Here is a 16,192-nt window from a genome sequence, read left to right as displayed (position 1 = left end):
TAGCGGCATGAGCGTTGCGGCCAGCAAAAAGCCCGCGCCTTGCGGCACGGGCTTGTCGCGTCTGGCGAAGCTCGGGCGCTCAGCGGCGCAGCGCGCCGCCGAGAACGCCGCCCATCATGCCGCCGATGAAGGCTGCGCCGGCGGCGTTGCCCGCATTGTCCTGCGGCGGCGGATTCCGGTAGACCGGCGCGCCCTGCGGCGGCGGGTTGCCGGCAGCGACGTTGCCGGCCGGCTTGGCGCGGCGCGGCTTGGCTTCGTCACCCGTTGCGGCGGTGGCCGGTGCGGGCTGCGGCTCGGCCAGCAGCGCCTTGTGTTGCAGCTTGGTCAGGAAGCCGGTCGACGGATAGCCGCGCGCGGCCTGCCAACGCTTCATCACGCCACGGGTCTCGTCGTCGAACACGCCGGTCATCTTGGTGTCGAAGCCGAGGCCGGTCAGGCGGCGCTGGATGTCACGGCGCTTGGTCTTGTCGAGGCCGATCTGATCCTCGCTGACCTGGTTACCTTCCTCGGTGAAGGTCGCCGGATCGACGCCCTTAGCGACGTTGCGGGTCGCGGTGTTGATGGCGCCGCTCTCGATCGAGGCGATGCGGGCCATCGCCAGCGATTTGAACTGTCCGTTCGGATAGGTGGAAAGATAGGCGTTGAGCTCTTCCGGCTTGTTGGAGTCTTTCACCGAGCGCCAGAACTCGAGCTCGGCTTCGGCGGCGCTGGTATTGATCACGGCTGCAGCCGCAGCGGCTCCCGGTGCGGCGGCTGCAGCCGGCGGGGTTGCCGCCGGATTGAGATAGACCGCGCCGATCAGGTTGGTGTGTCCCCACGGCAGCTGCCCCTTGCTGGTCTCCTCGTTGACCTGGGCGCGGACCGCGGTCATGGCCTGCTGGATCTCCACGCCGGGCTGGGCGATGTGCGAGATCAGCGCGCGGGTGAACGGGCTGTTGGCGCCGGCATCACCGTCGAGCGCGGTCTGGCCGGGACCGGTCGCGAACGCGATCAAGGTGCCTTCGCCCGACTTCATTTCGGCCAGTCCCGTCTGTACCGACACGCTGCGGGTCGGCGAGTTCGACTTGATCTTGGCGGCGAACGGATTGTCGCGGCAGGCATCGAGGAACACCAGCTTGACCTTGGCATCGCCCATGGTCTGATCGAGCGTGACATCGATGTTGATCGCCGAGCCGAGCTTGACGTCCATCTCAGATTTCAGATCGGCATCGACCGGCAGCAGGTAGTTGGTGCCGGCGATCGCGATGCCGTGGCCAGCGTAATAGAACACCGCTATGTCGGCGCCCTGCGCCTTGCGACCGAAGTCCAGCAGCTTCTCGGTCATCTTGTCGCGGGTGAGATTGGTGCCCTCGACGACGTCGAAGCCGACATTGCGCAAAGTGGCCGCCATGGCCTTGGCGTCGACCGGCGGATTGGGCAGCTGTGCCACGCTCTTGTAGGCGCCGTTGCCGACGACGAAGGCGACCCGGCGGTCGGCCTTTGCGGCTCCAGCGGTCAGCGCCATGCAGAGCAGGGACAGGGTGATGGTGAGAAGGCGCATCAGGAGATCCCCCAAAGATCAGGCGAAGCGATCACTGCAGCATTTGTCGCCGTTCGCGCCGAAAAGTCTTGGTCCCGAACAAAAAATCTCGCTTTCGCCACAAAGCAGTTCGCGAGTGTTGCGCGAAGCCAACGCCAATCGCGTGTATCTGACTGGTCCGTGACAGACCTCACAGAGGATCGACTCGCGAGAGCTAGCCTCGCAATCAGCTTTGCGACGAGTTGACCGGCAGCCGCTGCGGCTGCGGCGGGCGCAAATTCAACAGGTTTCCGGCGAGAATCAGGGCAGCGCCCAGCACCGTGAAGCCGTCGAGACGCTCCGAATAGACCAGCCAGCCGACGGTCGCGGTCAGCGGCACGCGCAGGAAGTCCATCGGGATGACGACCGTGGCGTCGGCATAGAGCATCGCGCGGGCCATGCAGAAATGAGAGAAGGTGCCGCACAGGGCAACGACGACGATCCAGCCCCAGGCGGTGGCCGACGGCGACGTCCACAGTGCGAGCGACGGGACGAGGCCGGCGACCGACTGCACCGCCAGCATCCAGAAGATGATCGAGACGGTGGGCTCGGTGCGCGTCAGGAACTTGACCAGCGCGATCGAGATGCCGAAGCCGACGGCCGCGCCGAGCGCGATCAGCTGGCCGGGATTGATCGTCCCGGTCTCGGGGCGAACGATCACCACCACGCCGACGAGGCCGAAGACGATGGCTGCGAGCTTGAAGAGGGTGATGCGCTCGCCGAGGAAGGTCGCGGCGAGCAGTGCGGTCCAGATCGGCATCGTGAACTCGATCGCCACGACCTGGCCGATCGGGATCAGGGTCAGCGCGAAGAACCAGCCGAGCTGGGCGCCGTAGTGGATCAGGTTGCGGGCGGCGTGCAGCTGGAGGCGCGTGGTGCGCAGCGTGGCGAAGCCGCCGCTGAGTGCGATCACGGGCGACAGCATCGCGAGCCCGATGAGACAGCGCAGCTCCATCAGCTCGAACACGTTCAGTTCGCGCATGGCTTCACGTCCCGCCACCGCCATCACCAGCATGAGGCTGAGCCAGCCGGTCATCCACAGCGCGGCCATCAGTTTCGAAGCGGGACGATGCATGGGGCCGAGGCGGAGAGGCGGGCGGGGCGAGCGAAGGCGGGCTGTATCGCCTCGCGTGCAAGGCAATGCAAATGAAATCAACGGTGCAGTGCATCAACGCGCGCAGCGCGGGCGATCATCTGCACCGCCGCGTCGGGCCGGAAGAAACGTGCCGAGAAAGCGTACGGAGAAAACCGTGGAGTGTGACGGCGTTTCGTCCTAAAGCGACCGCCGCGAAACAGCCAAGGGCAGCTTGACACATGACCGAACGCGCCGCCTCAGCCGACTTCCTGACCGCCTTTGCCACCGGCTGGCCCGAGCGGGAGCCTCATCTCATGGTGCTGTCGCTGACCACCCAGAAGGGCGTGCAGGATTTTGCCATGACCCGCGAGCAGGCGCTGCTGGTCGCCAAGACCATCAAGCGCACCGCAGCCCAGCTGGCGCCGCCGCCGGCCGCGGCCGCCAGACCGGTGCCAGGCGCCAAGCGCGCCTGAGCAGCTTCCTCACCGCGACAGCGAGATGTTCGCGGCGCGAAACTGGCTGTCGGCCCGGATCGACACCGACTGCCTGTTGCCCCGGGTCGCGAGCGCAATGTTGGCGTTGAAGCCGGCGGTGGTCGCGAGCAGCTGGAAGTTGCCGCCGCCGCCGCGGCCCTGCAGCACGCCGCTGACGCCGCGGCTGGTCTCGCTCCAGGTGCCCGAGATCGCTGAGCCCTCGGCGACGACGTCGGCTTGGAGGCCGAACTTGTAGGCGTCGCTGGCGCAGGTGAGGACCAGGGTCATTCGCGGCCCGGAGACGCCGTAGCTCGCCCGGCAACGGATGCGCTCGGTCGAGCCATCCTCGAGTGCGACGGTGCCGCCGCCGCCCCATGTTCCAGCCATGCCGGTGAAGGGGCCGGGATCGGCGTGTCCCGGCGAGGCGGCCATGCTGGCCGCGAAAACGACCGCGGCGGCCGTCAGCCGCCGCGCCACCTTCAAAACAGACGGACCGCCGTTACAGGCGCGAGGCCTGCCAGCGACCGCTGCACGGAATGCCTGCCGAGGCTCCATTCCACTTGCCCGAACCCGAATTGCCGTTGAGCTGTCCATTCGCATATGCGCCATTGATCGAGACCTTGACGAGACCTTCGCGCCCGATCGAACCCGACACATTGGCGCCAGCCGCCGAAATCTTACCGTCTGCAACGGTCAGGGTCGAGCTGGCCTGTGGTTCGCAACTGCCGCTGTTGGTGACGATCGTGACCTGCCACTGACCATCATAGAGTGATTGGGCGAATGCGGGGGCGGCCGAGCCACCCACCAGGATCGACGCGGCGAAAGCCATTCCAATGCGGTCGAAACGCATGAATCGTTGTCCCTCAATGTCGTTGATGAAGAAAGCTTATTTGGAAAAATTGTGACGAAAATTTGCCGCAGCGCCGAAACAAAATTTTATTGAGCAGTTTCAGGCCATTAAGGATTAATGCGGAACCCGGTCATGAACCATTCTGGCGGCATTGTGGGCAAATTGCGTGCTCGCGCACGACATGAGCAGACCGGAGCCATACCTTTGCGGTGACCGCACCTGTGTTCGACGGGACCGCCAGGGACGACGGTCCTAGCCTGCCGAGGGCCGGGGATACGACCGTTGCGCGATGGGTGTCGCTCAGTGCGGCGTGACGCTCGGCGCCTTGGTCGCGAACTGCTCGTCCTGCGGCTTGGCGGGAATCGCGCCGGTCGCCTTGGCTGATTCGACGACGTCGCCGAGCAGCTTAAGGCCGAGCGGCGCCAGCGCGCGCTCCCACAATTCGCGGGCCGTCTCGCCCTTCCTGACGAAGCACCAGTCCTGCGCCGCAATGGCGCCGGCATCCATCCGCTCGGCGAGGTGATAGATGGTCCCGCCTGCGATCGGATCGCCTTCCTTGATGGTCCATTCGACGGCCGCGATGCCGCGGTGCCGCGGCAGCAGCGAGGGGTGGTAGCCGATGCCGCCGAGCTTGGCGGCGGCAACCGCCTCCTGCGTGACGCGGGCGTGGCTGTGCGCCGTGACGATCAAGTCCGTTCCGGGGGCGATCTCGCCGGCAGGCACCACTTTGGGATCGGCCTGGACCAGGACCTCGATTCCGGCCGCGCGCGCCGTCGCTGCGAGCCGGTCTTCGCCGTCGTGCACGACCACGCGCGCGATCTCGATGCCTCGCTCTCGCAGCATGTTCAGTGTGGCGACACCGAAATGGCGGGAGCCGACGAGGGTGATACGCATGGCGGGGATCTTCCACGGTTGGGGCGGGCGATGTGTCCAGTCGGGCAGGCTCCGGGGCCGGACGAATTCGGGTCAAACCAAGCCTTGGCGTCCAGGTCAAGCGCCTGCTGCGCATTCATCACAATCGTGGTCAATCCGGCCCGGCGGTGCGCCCGCCGGGGGCGCGAGGCGCGACACGGCCCACGATCTGGAACTGGCCCGCAGGTTGGTGCGCGCCGGCCGGATCTCAAGGTCGCTTGCGGACCCCACCGCAGAGGCCGCGTCGAGCCGGCGGGAGCGCGTCGTGGTTCCCGTTCGGTGACCGGTTTGCGACGACGCGCACGATCATGGCGCGGGCGCGAGGCCTCCGGCGCGGCGACGCTGCAGCATGGTGGGCTCGTAGACCTGCCATCGAACTAACGGAGTGAGCTATCAGAAGCCGACGATAAAGATCGATTGCAGATCGGCTTCGAGAATGGCGCGAGCGATTTGGTCGATCTACGAACAGGGTTCGCTCCAATGACAGATGTGCATCACGACATCAACCAGTGATTGTGATATTAGTTGTGGCGTGTTCGTAGTAAAAGCGCCGCTTCGGCATATGATGAAGATAATTTCTTAAAGGGCCTGGAGCATAGTGTGTAAGCCGCTCCGCCGCGCGGCCGGATAGCCGGGTGCCGCGCCTGTCACCGATCCCTGGGCAACAGCACCCGGTTATTTGCCGGCGGTCACGCCGCCGGTGGCGGATAGTCGATGCCGAGCGCCTCGCACAGCGGTCCGAGATGTTTCTCGTAGCGGCGCCAGCTTCCGATCGAACGGCGGTAGATCGGCTCTCGCACCTGCATCAGGCTCGCGGTGCGCACCGTGCGCTCGGTGCGATGGAAGTCGAGACAGGCGTTTTCCCAGTCCAGGCCGCAATGATCGAGCACGCGGCGCGAGACACCCTCGAGGTCGTCGACCAGGTCCTCGTACTGCACGTCGATCAGGACGCCGGGCGGCAGCACCTCGTGCCAATGTTCCATCACGCGCTCGTATCCCCGGTAGTAGTGGCCGAGCTCGGTCAGGTCGTAGGCGAACGGCTGGGAGCCGGTGAACAGCAGCGAATAGCATGAGACGCAATTGTCGAGCGGGTCGCGCCTCGTGTTGATGATCCTGGCGCGCGGAAACGCAGCGTGGATCATGCCGACGAACAGGAAGTTCAGCGGCATCTTGTCGACGATGTGCGCGGCGTCGGGGGCCAGCACGCGGACGCGGGCGGTGTAGTCCCGTCCCAGCCTGGTGATCTCGTCCGGCGGCAGCTGTGTAACGAGATCGGGGTAGGCGGGAACGACCTTCTGGCGGTTGGCGCACTCGCCGACCAGGTCCTTGAAGGTCTCGAGTTCGCCGGCGCCGAACACCTTCGAATGGCTCGCCAGCACCTGCTCCATCAGTGTGGTGCCGGAGCGCGGCATGCCGACGATGAAGATCGGAGCCCAGGAGTCGTCACCATGGCCTGCGACCGTGCGGAAGAACTCCGGCGTGAAGCGGCTGGCGACGTTGCGCATCATGCCGAGCCGCTGCTCGGACTCGTAGTCGAAGCTGTTGCGCTTGAGCGTGTTGGCCTTGTGCAGATGCGAAAAGGCGGCGTCGTAGTCCTTCAGGTCCGACAGCGCCTTGCCCATCGCGAAATGGGCGGCGATCTGCTTCTCCTGATCGAGCCGATCGACGCGTTCGACCAGCCGCTGCAGGCTGGGAAGCCGGCTGTCGTCCGGCTTGAACTTCGACATGTTCGCGAGATTGAGGTGGATCGACGCGTCGTCCGGTGCCAGTTCCAGGGCCTTCTGGAATGACGCGGTCGCCTCCTCGAAACGACCGAGCGCCTGGTAGGCGACGCCCAGATTGTTGTAGGAGCCGAAACGCTCCGGCTTGATCTTGATGGCCAGGAGGTTCTGCTCGATCGATTCCTCGAGACGGTTCAATTCCAGGAACGCATTGCCGAGATTGCCATAGGCATCGGCATAATCGGGCCGGCTCGCGATCGCCCGCTTGTAGTGCTCGACAGCGCGCTCGCGATGGCCCTGGCGCAGCAGGACGTTGGCGATGTTGTTGTGGGTCTCGGCGTGCTCCGGGCTGAAATCGAGAACCTTCAGGTAGCATTTGGCCGCTTCGATATCCTTGCCGGCCGTATAGAGCAGGTTGCCGAGCGCGAAATAGGCGTCGAGATGCTGCGGCTTGTTGTCGATGGCGCGCCGGAGCAGGGCCATCGCCTCGTCGATCAGTCCCTGATTCTGCCGGACCATGGCAAAGGCGTAGAGAATGCCGGGATGGCTCGGCGACAATGCGAGTGCGGTCTCGTAGTGCCGCACGGCCACCTCGTAGCGGCCGGCGGAGGCTTCGACGGCGCCGATGCTGCCATGGGCTTCCGCGGATTGGTCGTTCACTGCGACCGCACGCTGGAAATAGTCCTTCGCCTCGTCGAGGCGATTGGCGGTGGTGCAGATCATTCCGAGCCCGACCAGGGCGTCGAACTGGTTCGGCCGTCCCGCCAGGATCAGCCGGAACACGGTCTCGGCATCCTTGTGGTCGCCGCGGCTCTGCAGCTTCTTGGCCACCGAGGCCGCGCCTTCGGCCAGCGTCTGCAGGGACCCGAGCTGCTCGGCGTTGAACGGATGCGCCTCCGTCGTCGGCGTGACCACGGGTGGGGCGACGTTTGTGGCCTTGGGTTGCGCAACGCCGGCGATCGCGTCGGCGATCGTCGACTGCAGCGCGGCCCGACCGAGTGCATCGAGCAGCGGCTTCAGGCGATCGCCATACATCCGCCAGCGGCCGACCGATCCTGTGAACAGCGGCTTGCGGACCTGCACCAGGCTCGCGGTGTTGACCGGGCGCTCGGTCTCATGGAACGTCAGGCAGGCATCGTCCCAGTCGAGCCCGCAATGGGCGACGATCCTGCGGGCATGCGGCTCGAAGTCGCGCACCACGTCCTCATACGTCACTTCCAGCATGACGCCGTCCGGCAGAGCGGCGCGCCAATGGCTCATCAGCCCATCATAGGCGCGGTAGTAGCGGCCGAGCTCGGCGAGATCATAGGCGAATGGCTGCGGCTCGGCGAACAGCTGGGTGTAGCAGGACAGGCAGGTGTCGACCGGATTGCGTCGGACGTGAATGATCCGCGCATGGGGCAGCGCAAGGTGGATGAGCCCGGCAAACAGGAAGTTCGAGGGCATCTTGTCGACGATGCGGCGCGTGTCCGCCGGCAGGTCGGTGAAGCGTTCGAGATAGGCACGCGCCAGGATGGCGAAATCGGCATCGGTGAATTTGGCGAGCATCTCCGGATAGTCGCCCCCGGCGCGATCGGACAACTGCCCGGCGGCCGCGGCGAAATAGTTGACCTCGCCGGCGCCATGGACTGCGGGATGGCTGGCCAGGATCTGCTCGATGAGGCTGGTGCCGGATCGCGGCATGCCGATGACGAAGACCGGCGCCTGCGATGGATCACCGTGTCCGGCGCGCGCCTGCAGCATCTCCCTGGACAGGACGGCGCGAATGCGCTCGATCTGGCGCAAGGTCTGGTTCTCGTCATAGTTGATGCGCCGCCGCTCGAGGCCGTTTCCCGCGTTGAGGTGCACCAGCGACCGTTCGCCGTCCTTGATGTCGGCATAAGCGCGCCCGAGCGTGAAATGCAGGGCGATGCGTGCGTCGTCGCTGAGCGTCTCCGCGCCCGCCGCCAGATCCTGCAGCGGTGCCCAGCGCGGGTCGTCCAAGGTGAACGGCTTGACGACGCCGTAGTTGAGATGAATGCCGACGTTGCGGGGATTGATCGCCAGGGCGGATTCATACGCGCGCGCCGCGTCGTCGAGCCGGCCCAGGATCATCAGCACCCCGGCGAGGTGGTTGATCGTGGTCGCATCGCGCGGATCATGGACGAGGGCGGTGCGATAGCTCGCGATCGCCTCCTCGAAGCGCTTCATGTTGCGCAGCGTGTCGCCGCGATTGCGATGGGCCGTGGCATAATCGGGACGGCGGCGGACCGCCTCGTCATAATGCGCCAGCGCCTCCTCCGGCCTGCCGCGCGATTGCAGCGCGTTGGCGAGATTGTTGTGGGCCTCGGGAAAATCGGGCCGCTCGGCGATGGCGCGCTCGTAATGGAAGATGGCGGTTGGCCAGCTCTTCATCTCCAGATGCAGGTTGCCGAGATTGTAGTGCGCCTCCGCAAGATGCGGGCTGAGCGCGAGCGCCTGCTGATAGGTGCGGATGGCGGCGTCGAACTGGCCGCTCGCCTGCTGGCAGCCGCCGATGTTGAGCAGCACGACCGGCGCGGTCGGCTGGATCTCGAGCGCGCGGGAGTAGTGCGCAATCGCCTCGGCATGCCGCCCGAGCTGGCGGCAGGCGTCGCCCAGGCTGGCTGCGGCGGCCGCGAAATCTGGCCGGGCACTCAGGGCGGCCTCGTGATGCGACAGCGCCCGCTCGTGCTGGCCGAGACGCTGCAACGCAAAGCCGAGGGCCTGGTGGGCATCGGCATCGTCTGGGCGGGCGGCGAGCGCCAGCTCAAGGTGCTGCGCAGCGCTCGCCGGATCGCCGAGGCTCGTGAGGACACTGCCGAGCAGGAGGCGCGCTTCGGTCGATGAATCGTCGAGCGCGACCGAACGCTGCAGATGCGTATTCGATTTGGCGAGGTCGCCCAGCCCGGCAAAGATATTGCCGATCGACAGATGCAGATCTGCGGACTCGCCGGCTTGCTCTGCGGCCTGGTCCAGCAGGGTGCGCGCCTCGTGCGCATCGCCGAGCTGCAGGCGCACCATTGCGAGGCTGCACAGCGTTCGGAAATGCCGCGGCTGGAGGGCAAGCACCTTGCGATAGGCTTCTTCGGCAATCCGCAGCGCGCGCTCGTCGATCACGGTCGGTGAAGGCGCATCGGCGCCCGCTGGCGCGGGTACGAGTCGGGGACGGAAGGCGAGGGCGGGCTCGTTCATGATGCCAACTTGCTGAATGGTCGACCAAAGCCGTTGTCGAGGCGGAATGAAGCGAAACCGAGGCTTGCCGATGGCCGATCGCGAACGATCGGTCAGAACTCATCAAGGTGGTGCACGCGTCTGGCGATGAGCGGCAAGTGCTCTGGCGCAGGTGGCGTGCCGATGGATCTACGGTCACTTGCGAGCGGGCAAGCGTGCTCGTCAAAACGTAGTCGAGCCGGCGCAGACCCGTTTGGTCTGCGCCGGCTCGACGCCATCGCGTTGGCTGGAGGCGTCAGCCCCACATGTGATGCATCGCGTGGTGATGGGACATGTCGGGTCCGCTCGATGCTGCCGCCGCCGTTGCGGCGGCTGCCGCTGCGGCCGTGTGGTGGCTGCTATGGTGATGGTGGCTGTGACAGTGCGTCGTCGTGGTCTGGTTGCCGCCGCCTGCCGTTCCGCCGCCTGCCGTTCCGCCGCCCGTCGTTCCACCGCCGGTCGTGCCGCCACCCGCCGTGCCTCCGCCGGCAGTGCCGCCTCCGGTGGTGCCTCCACCTGTCGTGCCTCCACCGGTGGTCCCTCCACCCGTCGTGCCGCCGCCGGGCGTGGTCGTGCTCGCCGGCGTGCCGCCGGTGCCGTTGGCGATGTTCGGGTTGGCGCCGGCCGGCGCGCCCGTGCCCATGGCAATGCCGTTGACGGCAGTGGCCTGTATGAAGCTCGTCACCGAGTTCACGTAGTCCACGCCGCCGATGGCGATGTTGTTGCCGCCGATGTCGCCGGCGTTGCCGATGAAGTTGGCGGCGGCCGCCTTCAGCATGGCCTGATCAGTTGCGAGCGCAGCACCCGTGTCGCCGTTCATGATGCCCTGTAGCGCCTTTGTCGCCATAGCCGAGTCGGACTGCAGCGCGCCGGCGGCGAGCTCGTTGTCGAAGCGGCCCTGGAAGACGGCGCCTTGCGCGTTGTTGAACTGCGTGCCGAAGTTCTGGTAGTTCACGATCTGCGTGATGATGTCCTGCGTCGCCGCCGCGGTGCCATTCGCCACCGCGTTGAGCTTGGCACCCAGCGTATTCGCCTCGGCCAGGAACGACGCCCAGAAGTTGGTCTGGACCTGATTGTCCTGGAATCGGGTCACCGTGCCGGTCAGGCCGCCCGGCAGTTCCGACCAGCCTCCGGCGTGGCCCGGCGCACCGGTGCCGCCCGCCGCCGCATTGAGGGTCGCGTCGTTCTGGAAGACGTCGATCATGTCCAGGATGTTGTCGGCCGTGCCGCGCAGGGCGGTCGGGTTGGCCTGGGTTTCCGGGCTGTCATACTTGTTGAGCTGCAATCCGATCTGGCCAGCCAGTGTCATCAGGTGGAGTGTTGTGGTCTGCGCGTCGACCGCGGTGAGACCAGCCTCGAGCGCGGCCAGCTTTGTAGGGTCGTTGAGGATCGCATTCAGCCCCTGTTGTGCGGCCGTGAAGTCGACCGTGGCCTGCCCCAGATTGTTGGCGCTGATGCCACCGAGAATGAGATCGGCTGCCGCGTTCATCACCTGGCCGATCGCCGCCAGATCGCCGGCAGTCGCCGCCGCGAGATTGGCCGCGCTGTCGTTGCCGGCCGGCAGCGACTGGAAGGCGACATCCATCGCACCCGTATTGGCGAGGAACTGAACGTTGTTCAGTGCCGACGACAGATGCGCGTCGCCCTGGATCTGCTGCAGGATCAGCTGCTGAACGTTGTGAATGGTCTGGTCGGCTTCGGCCAGCGTGTTGGGATTGGTCGTGTTCGGCGCCGCGTTGATCAGCGTCGTGATCTCGTTCGACACCTGCGTCAGTACTGCGGTGTCGGTGGCGTTGAGCGTGAACGCTTGGCCGCCCAGGGTGACTTGGCCGGGATTGGCGAGCATCGCGTTGATGTCGTTCTGCACCGCATGCAGGTCGGTCGTGTAGCTGCCGAGGAACGGATTCGAGTTGCCGCTGTTCTGCGGCGTCGAGAACAGGCCGGTCGAGATACGGACCGCGTCGTTGAACACGACGCCGGCCTGCACGAGATCGGTCGACAGGTTCAGCGCCGAGGCGCGAACCAGCAGGTTGGACGTGCCATTCGCCAGCGCCGTCGGGTTGAAGGTATTGGCTGCCATTAGATCATCTCCCCAAGTTTCAACCCGGCGTCAGCTGCTTGGCGTATCGGCAGCACGCGGGCGTTGATCGGGCTGCGGCGTCTCGTTCACCCCTTCGCGGAGCGGGCGAAATGTCGCAGCCTCAGAGCACTTGGGAATTATTTGCTCCAATGGGGCCAAAAGAAGCGCCGCGGCGTGCTCAAATATGATGTTGTTCGGGCATGCGCGTATTGTCGCAGCTCGGCCACGGCAACCTGAAGAAGAGTTCTAAGTCGTTGATTTCAGTCGTGACATATTCGCAACATTCTCGTTCAAGCGACATATCGATACACGGTCCAGACAAGAAGTTGCCCTGATCTTGCGCGCGTTCCGCGCGCTCTCTTTGGAACTGTTCCAACGACAGCCGACTCGATCGACGAGGAACGGTTGATGCGTCTCGGCTCTCCCTGGTGTCACGTTTTGATCTCCTGCTCGTCTCCTTTTCTGGAGCGCCAGAGAGCGATAGCCGCGTTCTGACGCGTCCGGACCGCTCTCTCAGGCCCACATGTGATGCATCGCGTGATGATGCGACATGTCGGGACCGGCCATTGCGCTCCCTGCGGTATGCGACTCGTGGCTGCTGTGATCATGATGATCATGGCAGTGACCAGCGTCGTTGTTGCCCGTCGTGGTCCCCGTCGACGTGCCGGTCGTGCCTCCGCTCGTCGTACCTCCGCCCGCCGTACCGCCGGCTCCCGTGCCACCCGTCGTGGTCCCGGTAGCCGCAGTGCCGCCGGTGCCGTTGGCGAGGTTCGGTGTGGCCGTAACGGGGATGGTGCCGTGCGCGGTGCCCTTGATCGAGGTTGCCGTCGAGACGGTCGTAGCGGTTCCGACATAGGTGCCGCCGTTGACGGGGATGTTGTTGCCGGAGACGTCCATCGCGTCGGCGGCGAAGCCCTGGCCGGCGGCGGCGATCATCGCCTTGTCGGCGGTGAGGGCCGCACCGGTGTCGCCGTTCAGGATACCCTGCAGGCCCTTCACCGCATTCGCGGTGTCGGCCTCGAGCGTGCCGCTCAGCAGTTCGTTGTCGAAGCGGCCCTGGAAGACGGCGCCCTGGGCGGCGTCGAAATTGGCGCCGAACTGCTGGTAGTTCTGGATCTGCGTGATCAGCGCCGCGCTGGCCTGTGCACCGCCGGTCGAGACCTTCTGCAGCGTTGCGTTGATGGTGTTGGCCTCGGCCAGGAAGGCGGCCCAGAAATTGGTCTGCGCCTGGTTGTCCTGGAACTTGGTGACCGTGCCGGTCAGTCCGCCAGGATCCTCGGCAAAGCCGCCGGAATGGCCCGCATTGCCGTTGCCGCCCGCGGCCATGTTGAGATTGGTGTCGCCCTGCACGATGTCGATAATGTCCAGCAGATTGTCGGCGGTGCCGCGCAGCGCCGCCTGATTGCCGGTCGTCGCAGCCTGATCATACTTGTTCAGCTGCAGGTTGATCTGGCCGAGTGCCGTCTGCAGGTGAATCGTGGTCAGCGCGGCTGCGTTCGCGGTCTCGCCGGCTTCGATCTGCGCGAGCTGCGTCTTGTTGTTGAGGATGGCCGTCAGGCCCTGCGACACGGCCGTGAGATCGGTGTTGATTTCCTGCAGGTGCGCCGCGTCGATGCCGCCGGAGGCGAGCTCGACCACCTTGTTGAAGACGAGTCCGACGTCCTTGAGGCTGTTGCCGGCGGTGGCCGCAGCCAGGCTCGTCGGATCGTCAGCTCCGGCCGGAGAGGTCTGAAATGCGACGTCCTGACCGCCGGTATTGGCAAGGAAGGGCACGTTGTTCAGTGCGTTCGCCAGATGTGCGTCGTTGTGGATCTCGCCCAGGATCTCCTGCTGCAGCGCATGGATCGTCTGGCTGGCTGCGGCCTGTGTCGTCGCGTTCGCGAACTGACCGGCAGCTTGCAGCAGCGTGCCCAGTTGGCCCTCGACATTGCTCAGCACCGCCGTGTCGGTGGCGTTCAGCGTGAAGGTCTGTCCGCCGAGCGTCACCTGACCCGGATTGGCGAGCATTGCCGCGATGTCGGTCTGCACCGCGGTGATGTCGGCCTGATAGCTGCTGAGGAAGGTCGGTGAGTTGCCGCTGCCGGCGAGGCTGAACAGGCCGAGCGAGGCGCGAACGGCATCGTTGAAGACGACGCCGGCCTGCACGAGATCGGTCGAATGCTGGATCGCCGTGGCGCGGGTCAGCAGGTTCGACGTGCCGTTGGCGAGTGCCGTGGGGCTGAAATTCACCGGCGTCGTGTGCATCCCGCCGGTCCCCGTTCCGCCGCCACCCGTACCCGGCGGCGTCGTGCTGCTGCCGCCCGTGCCGTTCGCGATGTTCGGGGTTGCCGTCACCGGGATCGTGCCCTGGGCGAGGCCGTGCACCGACGTCGCCGTCGAGACCGTCGTCGCCGAGCCGACATAGGTCGCACCGCCGATGGCGATGTTGTTGCCGGAGACGTCCATGGCGTCGGCCGCGAAGCCCTGGCCAGCCGCGGCGAGCATCGCCTTGTCGGCGGCGAGCGCTGCACCCGTGTCACCGTTGAGGATGCCCTGCAGGCCCTTCACCGCCGCTGCCGTATCGGCTTCCAGCGTGCCGCTGAGCAGTTCGTTGTCGAAGCGGCCGCGGAACACGTTGCCCTGGGCGGCGTCGAAATTGGCGCCGAACTGCTGATAGTTCTGAATCTGCGTGATCAGCGCCGCGCTGGCCTGTGCGCCTCCGGTCGAGATCTTCTGCAACGTCGCGTTGATGGTGTTGGCCTCGGCCAGGAACGCGGCCCAGAAATTGGTCTGCGCCTGATTGTCCTGGAACTTGGTCACGGTCCCGGTCAATCCGCCGGGATCCTCGGCGAAGCCGCCGGCGTGGCCTGGCGTGCCGTTGCCGCCGGCTGCCATGTTCAGGTTGGCGTCGCCCTGAATGATGTCGATACTGTCGAGCAGATTGTCGGCGGTGCCGCGCAGCGCCGCCTGATTGCCCGTCGTTTCCGCCTTGGCGTATTGGGTCAGCTCGAGATTGACCTGTCCGAGCACCGTCTGCAGATGGATCGTGGTCAGCGCTGCGGCGTTCGCAGTCTCGCCGTTCTCGATCTGTGCGAGCTGAGTCTTGTTGTTCAGGATATTGGTCAGTCCCTGCGAGATCGCGGTGAGGTCGGTCGTCACCTCCTGCAGATTGCCGGTGTGGATGCCGCCGGAGGCAAGATCGACCACCTTGTTGAACACGAGGCCGACGTCCTTGAGCGTGTTGCCGGCGGTCGCCGCAGCCAGGGTCGTCGCATCGTCGGCGCCGGCCGGCGAATTCTGGAAGCCGACGTCCTGGCCGCCAGTGTTGGCGAGGAACGTCACCTTGTTGAGGGCGCCGGAGAGATGCGCGTCGCCGTTGATCTCCTGCAGGATCTCCTGCTGGATTGCATGGACTGTCTGGTCTGCCGCGGTGATCGTCGCCGCGTTGGTGGTCTGCCCTGCAGCGGTGATCAGGGTCGAGATCTGTGCCTGCACGTTGGTGAGGACCGCGGTGTCGGTGGCATTGAGAGTAAAGGTCTGGCCGCCGAGGGTCACTTGTCCCGGATTGGCGAGCATCGCTGCGATGTCGTTCTGCACGGCATGTAGATCCGTCGTGTAGCTGCCGAGGAACGGATTCGAGTTGCCGCTGCCGGCCTGCGTAAACAGGCCGAGCGAGGCGCGGACCGCATCGTTGAACACGACGCCTGCCTGGACCAGATCGGTCGACAGGTTGAGCGCGGAGGCGCGCACCAGCAGGTTCGACGTGCCGTTGGCCAGGGCCGTCGGGTTGAAGGTGTTGTTCGCCATGGATCATCTCTCCCCAAGTTCATCCGACGCCCGGCAGGGCCCCGTACCGAAACTGGCCAGACGATGCGGAACTGCATCGGCCTGCCGCGGACACGCGGCGCGTTCGAACTGCGCCTTGCCGTCGATGCGCCTCCGTACCGTGCGCCCGTCTGTCGCGCGGTACTTTGTCGCATGGCGCTATATGGTCGCAGTAATCGGGCCAAAAGAGGCGCGGGGACGTCCGCAAATATGTTGTTGTTCGGGCATCGCGGAGCCGCGAACGATCCGACCAAACGAGCTGCCAAGTGATTGATTTCCAGTGGCAAGCGGCAGATTACGGGCGCCATCGATGCGATGCGAACGGCACATTGCCGTCAAGATCCCGCCTGCATCTCGCCGGTGAGCGACCGATCGGTAGAGATGGAGAGGCTGGAAGGGCCTGACGGCCCAGGGCAGGCATCTTGACTTGCCACAATCCTCTTCGCGTCCGCATCGAGGCGATAGGCGCAACGGATCACCGCCTGCGTCGATGAGCGGGCTGCCGAGGC

Annotated in this window: 9 protein-coding genes; 1 reads left to right on the top strand and 8 read right to left on the bottom strand. The window is 65.7% G+C overall.

Features of this window, described 5'->3' with window-relative positions; translation table 11 throughout:
* Positions 1 to 79 precede the first annotated feature (79 nt).
* Entirely contained in the window at positions 80 to 1,540 is a 1,461-nt protein-coding gene (locus ACQR1B_RS27390) for a caspase family protein (RefSeq protein ID WP_434835494.1), read from the bottom strand.
* A 205-nt stretch (positions 1,541 to 1,745) separates the two neighbouring features.
* The gene (locus tag ACQR1B_RS27385; RefSeq protein ID WP_434835493.1) at positions 1,746 to 2,633 is read right to left on the bottom strand and encodes a DMT family transporter; all 888 of its coding nucleotides are present in this window, start codon (positions 2,631 to 2,633) and stop codon (positions 1,746 to 1,748) included.
* A 239-nt stretch (positions 2,634 to 2,872) separates the two neighbouring features.
* Here ACQR1B_RS27385 and ACQR1B_RS27380 point away from each other — a divergent pair, with 239 nt between their 5' ends.
* Entirely contained in the window at positions 2,873 to 3,106 is a 234-nt protein-coding gene (locus tag ACQR1B_RS27380; protein WP_434835492.1) for a hypothetical protein, read from the top strand.
* 9 nt (positions 3,107 to 3,115) lie between these two features.
* Here ACQR1B_RS27380 and ACQR1B_RS27375 read toward each other — a convergent pair whose 3' ends face one another.
* The 6 genes from ACQR1B_RS27375 to ACQR1B_RS27350 form a co-directional block, all read right to left on the bottom strand.
* Positions 3,116 to 3,538 (bottom strand): hypothetical protein, encoded by a 423-nt coding sequence (locus tag ACQR1B_RS27375; protein ID WP_434835562.1) that lies wholly within the window; start codon positions 3,536 to 3,538, stop codon positions 3,116 to 3,118.
* 67 nt (positions 3,539 to 3,605) lie between these two features.
* On the bottom strand, positions 3,606 to 3,956 hold the full coding sequence (locus ACQR1B_RS27370; RefSeq protein WP_434835491.1) for a hypothetical protein: 351 nt from the start codon (positions 3,954 to 3,956) through the stop codon (positions 3,606 to 3,608).
* A 300-nt stretch (positions 3,957 to 4,256) separates the two neighbouring features.
* Entirely contained in the window at positions 4,257 to 4,850 is a 594-nt protein-coding gene (locus ACQR1B_RS27365) for a formyltransferase family protein (RefSeq protein WP_434835490.1), read from the bottom strand.
* A gap of 707 nt (positions 4,851 to 5,557) precedes the next feature.
* A complete protein-coding gene (locus ACQR1B_RS27360) occupies positions 5,558 to 9,781 on the bottom strand; it encodes a sulfotransferase (RefSeq protein ID WP_434835489.1) in 4,224 nt (1,407 codons plus the stop codon).
* Between the two features lie 274 nt (positions 9,782 to 10,055).
* Positions 10,056 to 11,879 carry a hypothetical protein gene (locus tag ACQR1B_RS27355; RefSeq protein WP_434835488.1) on the bottom strand — a complete coding sequence of 608 codons (1,824 nt, stop codon included), beginning with the start codon at positions 11,877 to 11,879 and terminating at the stop codon, positions 10,056 to 10,058.
* 513 nt (positions 11,880 to 12,392) lie between these two features.
* Positions 12,393 to 15,665: a beta strand repeat-containing protein gene (locus ACQR1B_RS27350; protein WP_434835487.1), complete on the bottom strand. Its 3,273-nt coding sequence runs from the start codon at positions 15,663 to 15,665 to the stop codon at positions 12,393 to 12,395.
* Positions 15,666 to 16,192 lie beyond the last annotated feature (527 nt).

Source organism: Bradyrhizobium oligotrophicum, from assembly GCF_051168495.1.
GTDB lineage: Bacteria > Pseudomonadota > Alphaproteobacteria > Rhizobiales > Xanthobacteraceae > Bradyrhizobium > Bradyrhizobium oligotrophicum_A.
Note: the sequence above shows the minus strand (reverse complement) of the source record. Positions and strands in the feature narration are given on the sequence as shown.